Annotated in this window: 6 protein-coding genes and 1 pseudogene; 5 read left to right on the top strand and 2 right to left on the bottom strand. The window is 76.0% G+C overall.

The window, feature by feature from the left end; genetic code table 11:
- Nucleotides 1-109: 109 nt before the first annotated feature.
- Nucleotides 110-763: an O-methyltransferase gene (locus Q1V71_RS04720; RefSeq protein ID WP_300641225.1), complete on the bottom strand. Its 654-nt coding sequence runs from the start codon at nucleotides 761-763 to the stop codon at nucleotides 110-112.
- Nucleotides 764-1,021: 258 nt separating this feature from the next.
- On the opposite strand from Q1V71_RS04720, the gene sigE reads away from it, so the two are divergent.
- From sigE to Q1V71_RS04705, 3 genes are all read left to right on the top strand, one after another.
- Nucleotides 1,022-1,609: an RNA polymerase sigma factor SigE gene (sigE, locus tag Q1V71_RS04715; protein ID WP_300641223.1), complete on the top strand. Its 588-nt coding sequence runs from the start codon at nucleotides 1,022-1,024 to the stop codon at nucleotides 1,607-1,609.
- Nucleotides 1,606-2,133, top strand: a complete 528-nt coding sequence (locus Q1V71_RS04710; protein ID WP_300641221.1) for a zf-HC2 domain-containing protein — start codon at nucleotides 1,606-1,608, stop codon at nucleotides 2,131-2,133. Before sigE ends, Q1V71_RS04710 begins: the two co-directional genes overlap by 4 nt.
- A gap of 124 nt (nucleotides 2,134-2,257) precedes the next feature.
- Nucleotides 2,258-3,712, top strand: a complete 1,455-nt coding sequence (locus Q1V71_RS04705; RefSeq protein WP_300641220.1) for a trypsin-like peptidase domain-containing protein — start codon at nucleotides 2,258-2,260, stop codon at nucleotides 3,710-3,712.
- Nucleotides 3,713-3,882: 170 nt separating this feature from the next.
- Here Q1V71_RS04705 and Q1V71_RS04700 read toward each other — a convergent pair whose 3' ends face one another.
- Nucleotides 3,883-4,131: a helix-turn-helix domain-containing protein gene (locus Q1V71_RS04700; RefSeq protein ID WP_300641218.1), complete on the bottom strand. Its 249-nt coding sequence runs from the start codon at nucleotides 4,129-4,131 to the stop codon at nucleotides 3,883-3,885.
- Between the two features lie 125 nt (nucleotides 4,132-4,256).
- Here Q1V71_RS04700 and Q1V71_RS04695 point away from each other — a divergent pair, with 125 nt between their 5' ends.
- Both Q1V71_RS04695 and Q1V71_RS04690 read left to right on the top strand, forming a co-directional pair.
- Nucleotides 4,257-4,952 carry a hypothetical protein gene (locus tag Q1V71_RS04695; RefSeq protein WP_300641216.1) on the top strand — a complete coding sequence of 232 codons (696 nt, stop codon included), beginning with the start codon at nucleotides 4,257-4,259 and terminating at the stop codon, nucleotides 4,950-4,952.
- Nucleotides 4,949-5,468: pseudogene (locus Q1V71_RS04690) on the top strand (hypothetical protein); the annotation flags it as partial. The gene Q1V71_RS04695 and the pseudogene Q1V71_RS04690, both read left to right, overlap by 4 nt.

Genomic DNA, 5,468 nt, shown 5'->3' with positions numbered 1-5,468 from the left:
CCGAACACTTTTTCACCCTCAGCTCGAGCTGAGGGTGAAAAAGTGTTCGGACTACCCCCGCTACGGGACCCCTGTGACAGGTGGGACGACCAGCCCGGCAGCCCCGACCTCAGTCGCTCTCGGGCGTCCAGACCTTCTTGGCGGCGAGCAGCCCGTCGCCGACGGGCAGCAGCACGCTGAGCAGGCCGTCGTGCTCGGCGACGGTGCGCCCGAGCTCGCGGATGGCGACGGTCTCCTCGTCGCGCTGGCTGGGGTCGGCGACGCGGTCGTGCCACAGGGCGTTGTCGAAGACCACGACGCCGCCGGGGCGCAGCAGCCGCCAGGCCTCGGCGAGGTAGGCGGCGTACTCGCGCTTGTCGCCGTCGCAGAAGACCAGGTCGTAGTGGCCGTCGGTCAGCCGCGGCAGCACGTCGAGCGCGGCGCCGGCGATGGTGCGGGCGCGCTGGGTGGCGATCCCGGCCTCGGCGTACCCCTCGCGCGCCAGGCGCTGGTGCTCGGCCTCGATGTCGACGGTGGTGAGCACGCCGTCGGCGCGCATGCCCCGCAGCAGCCACAGGCCCGAGACGCCGGTGCCGGTGCCGATCTCGACGACCGCACGGGCGTCGAGCACCGAGGCCAGGAAGCGCAGGGCTGCGCCGCCGCCGGGGCTGATCGGCACCACGCCGACCTCCTCGGCGCGCGCACGGGCCGCGGCCAGGACGTCGTCCTCGGCCACGAACTCCTCGCTGTAGGTCCAGCTGGTGGCGTTGATCGGGGTGGTGATGACGGCCTCCTCAGGCGGGTGGTCGGGCGTCAACCTACCGCGGGGCAGGCCCACCCGGCCGCAGGCGCGAGCGGGGTACGCCGCCGGCCGCGGGCCCGGGGACCGGACCGCAGGCGGTGCCGCCACGCGGGAACACCGCCGCCCCCTCGTCCGTTGGACTCTCAGACAGCCCGAGGAGCACTCACAGCCTCCTCTCAGCAGCAGTCCCTACCGTGAGGAGCCAGAGTGCGGGGCAGGTACTGGTCGAGGGGGACCCAGGTGGACGACAGCACCGTCACGACGGGCCAGGACCTGTCGTGGGAGCGGATCGTCGAGCAGCACTCCGACCGCGTCTACCGCCTGGCCTACCGCCTCACCGGCGACCGCCACGACGCCGAGGACCTGACCCAGGAGGTCTTCGTGCGGGTCTTCCGCTCGCTGGACTCCTACACGCCCGGCACGTTCGAGGGCTGGCTGCACCGCATCACCACCAACCTCTTCCTCGACCAGGCGCGCCGCAAGCAGCGGATCCGCTTCGACGCCCTCTCCGACGAGCGCGCCGACCGGCTCACGAGCGCCGCGCCGGCCCCCGAGGTCGCCTACACCGACCAGCACTTCGACGACGACGTCGAGGCCGCGCTGGCCACCCTCCCGCCGGACTTCCGCGCCGCGGTCGTCCTGTGCGACGTCGAGGGACTGTCCTACGAGGAGATCGCCACGATCCTCGACACCAAGCTCGGCACCGTCCGCTCCCGGATCAGCCGCGGCCGCGCGATGCTGCGCCAGACGCTGGCGCACCGCGCGCCCACCGACGGCCGCGAGCGGTACGCCGGGCCCGCGATGCCCCAGGAGGTCACCCACCCGTGATCGGTCACCTCGGCGCCCGCGCCAGCGCCCTGCTCGACGGACAGCTGCCGCCCGCGGAGGCCGAGCGGCTGTGGGCCCACGTCCACGGCTGCCACCTGTGCCGCGACCTCGTCGAGCGCGAGGGCTGGGTCAAGACCCGGCTCTCCGGGCTCGCCGCCCGCGAGGGCTCCTGCGCCCCCGACCACCTCAAGAGCGCGCTCCTGGGCGCCTGCTCGATGCCGCCCGCGCGCACCCCCGGCGACGGCGTGACGCCGTACGGACCGGTGCCGGGCCTGCCGCCTGTCGTGCGGGCCGGCTCGGCGGGCTCCCCATCGGCCCCCCGAGCACGACGGACGGCGGTGCTCGCCGGGGTCGGCGGCGCCGCCGGGATGGCCGTCCTCGGGGTGCTCGCCCTGGGCACCGCGCCGGCCGACGCGCCCACGGTCGACCGCCGCGCCCCGGTGGCCGACCTCGACCGGGTCACCCCGCAGCCGGGGGAGGGCACCTCGCTCCTGCTCCCGGTCGGCCGCGGCATCCGCCCCTGACGACGTACGCCGCCGGCCGGGCCGTCACCGCTCACGGAGCCGGGCACGGGTCGACCCCCGGGTCCGGCGTCGCGGACGCGGCACCCCACCGCGGGGTGGTTGGCCGGTCGGGGATGATGGAGCGGTGAGCGAGCAGGACCGGACCGAGCCGTCGCAGCCCCCCGAGCAGCAGCCGGAGCGGGCGCCCGAGGCGCGGGCCGAGCAGCCGGCACCGCAGCAGACCGGGCCCACGTGGGGTGGGCGACCGACCACCGAGCAGGCCCAGGTCGAGCAGGCCCAGGTCGAGCAGCCCCGGGCCGAGCAGGCCCGGGAAGCGCAGCCGCCCGCCGACTGGACGTCGCGGACCCAGCCGCTGCCCGGCGTACCGGCACAGGCCCCGGGGCCCTGGGGCCAGCCCTACGGCCAGCAGCCCCAGCCGTACCCGCAGCAGTTCCCCCAGCCCGGCGCCCACGCCGCCCGAACCGATGTCCCGACCGCCCGCGTGGGCGGCTGGGTGTGGCCCGTGGTCGCGGTGCTCGCGCTCGTCGTCGGCGTGATCGGCGGGGTCGTCGGCGCCGCCGGCTTCCGGATCCTCGACGAGGCCTCCGAGGAGCCCGGGCTGGTGAGCACCGGCCTCGACGGCGTCGAGACCCGCGAGGACGCGCCGCTCACGGCCGCGGACGGCACGATCGCCAACGTCGCCGACGCGCTGCTGCCCAGCACCGTCCAGATCATCGCCGAGTTCGGCGGCGACGAGTCGGGGGCCACCGGGTCCGGCTTCGTGCTGGACCGCCAGGGACACGTCGTCACCAACAGCCACGTCGTCGCCGACGCCGACGAGGACGGCGGCCGGATCCAGGTCGTCGACCAGGAGGGCAACCGCTACGACGCCGAGGTCGTGGGGCGCAGTGCCGTCTACGACCTCGCGGTGCTCATCGCCCCCGAGATGGCCGGGGAGTTCGAGCCGAGCGCGCTCGGCGCCTCGACCCGGCTGCGCGTCGGCGAGACCGTCGTGGCCATCGGCTCCCCGCTCGGCCTGTCCTCCACGGTGACGGCGGGCATCGTCTCCGCGCTCGACCGCCCGGTCACCACCGGTGATCCCGAGTCGACCTCCTACATCAACGCCGTGCAGACCGACGCCGCGATCAACCCCGGCAACTCCGGCGGCCCGCTGGTCAACCTGCTCGGCGAGGTCGTGGGGGTCAACTCCGCCATCGCGACCACGGGCGGCTTCGGCCGCGATGCCGGCAACATCGGCGTCGGGTTCGCGATCCCGGTCGAGCAGGTCCGGATCACCGCCGACCAGATCCTGCGCACGGGAGAGGCCCAGTACCCCGTCATCGGCGCCGAGGTCCGCACCGGGAACGACGACGGTGACGGTGCGGAGATCCAGGAGGTCACCGCCGGCAGCGCTGCCGAGGAGGCGGGCCTGCAGGACGGCGACGTGGTCACCGAGGTCGAGGGCCTGCGGGTCACCGACGGCATCGCGCTCATCGTCGCCATCCGCACCTACCAGCCGGGGGAGCGGGTCGACTTCACCGTCCGCCGGGACGGCCAGGAGCGGGTCGTCAGCATCGAGCTGCGGGGCCAGGTGGGCTGAGCCCCCCGGGGGCACGGCGCTGCCCTGGGCCGGAGGTCACCAGGGTCGAGGTGCGACTCGTGGCCTGACGACGCGGCCCCGCGCGTCCAGGGGCCTCGACCCAGGCCTCGACACGCACCTCGACGCCGGCCGGTGGCTGACGACCGCGGCCCCGCGGGTCCCGGCGGGCGTCAGTCCGCGACCGGCTGCTCCCGGTCGGCGTCCTCGTAGGGGTGCTCGTCGACGAAGGTGCGGGTCTGGGCGTACATCTGCTCGATGAACTCCTCCAGCCGGGCCGCCTCGACCCGCCACTGGCCGCGCCCGCCGATCTTGATCGCCGGCAGCTCGCCGCGCCGCACCAGGGCGTAGACCTGCGCGCTGCTGGTGTTGAGCACCTCGGCCACGTCGGCGAGGGTGAGGAAGCGGGGCGTGGCGGCCATGACCCCATGGTGTCACCTCGGGCGGGCGTCGCGGCGCAGCCCCGACGGGCCTGTGGAGGGGGCCCGTGGAGGGGCCTGTGGAGAGGCAGGTGAGGCGGGGCGCGGAACGGGGAAGGATGCGCGCCGTGGCCATCGATCTCGGGACCTCCCACACCGCCGGGTCAGGGGCGCCGCCCCGCTCGCTGACCCCACCCGCCGCGACCCGCAGCCGCTCGCCGGGCTGGCGCGACCCCCGCCTGTGGGTGGGCGTGGTCGTGGTGGCCGGCTCGGTGCTGCTCGGGGCACGCGTGGTCGGGGCGGCCGACGACACGGTCACCGTGTGGGCGGCCGCCGAGGAGCTCGCGCCCGGCGCCACGCTCGCCGCCGACGACCTGGTCGCGGTGCGGGTCCGGTTCGCCGACGAGGCCGACCTGGCGGCGTACCTCCCGACCGGCGAGGAGCTGCCCGCCGACGCGACCCTCACCCGCGGCGTCGGGGCCGGCGAGCTGGTGCCGACCGCGGCCCTGGGAAGCGCGGAGGACACCGGGCTGCTGCAGCTGCCGATCGCCGTCGAGCCCGAGCAGCTGGCCGGCGCGGTCTCCTCCGGCACCCGGGTCAACGTCTACCTCGTGGCACGCGGCGGCTCCGACCGCGGCTACGACTCCGGCGAGCCGGTCCTCGAGGACGTCGCGGTGCTCGACGCCAGCCTCGCCGACGAGGGGTACGCCGCCAGCGGGCTGCGCCGGCTGGTGCTGGCGGTCCCCGAGGAGGACGCGGGCCGCTTCTACGGACTGCTCGGCAGCCTCAGCGACCCGCTCGTGTCGGTCGCGGCCCGCGGATGAGCGTCACCGTCGTCCTGGTCGCCGGTGGCGGGGCCGCCTGGGAGGCCCGGGCGCTGGAGGTGCTCGGATCCCGCAGCGGCGTGGTCGTGCTCAAGCGGTGCGTGGACGTCGACGACCTGCTGGCCGCCTCGGCCTCGGGGCAGGCCGACGTCGCGGTCGTCGGTCTCGACGCGCACGGCCTCGACCAGGGCGCCGTCGACCTCGTCCGCCGCCACGGGGTCCGCCCGGTCGTGGTGGTGCCGCGCGGCACCCCGTCCGAGGCCGCGCGAGCGCGAGCCGTCCGGATCGGCGTGCGGACCCTGGTCGCCGAGGAGCAGGTCGACTCCCTGGGCGAGGCGGTCACCCGGCCCGAGGAGGGACTGTCCGGCGCCACCTCCGTGCGCGAGGGGGCCGGCGACCCCGAGCAGGCCTGGAGCGAGGCCCTGCACGACGAGCCCGACAGCGGCGAGCCCGGCACGGTGCCCGGCCGGGTCGTCGCGGTCTGGGGCCCGGCCGGTGCACCCGGGCGCAGCACGG

Source organism: Nocardioides sp., from assembly GCF_030149505.1.
Classification (GTDB): Bacteria; Actinomycetota; Actinomycetes; order Propionibacteriales; family Nocardioidaceae; genus Nocardioides.
The sequence above is the reverse complement of the archived record's forward strand: the minus strand, read 5'-3'. Positions and strand labels throughout refer to the sequence as shown.

Bases quoted from the DNA above. Each gene is read 5' to 3' on its own strand.
- Q1V71_RS04700 (WP_300641218.1), bottom strand. From the start codon at position 4,131: ATGGCCGCCACGCCCCGCTTCCTCACCCTCGCCGACGTGGCCGAGGTG.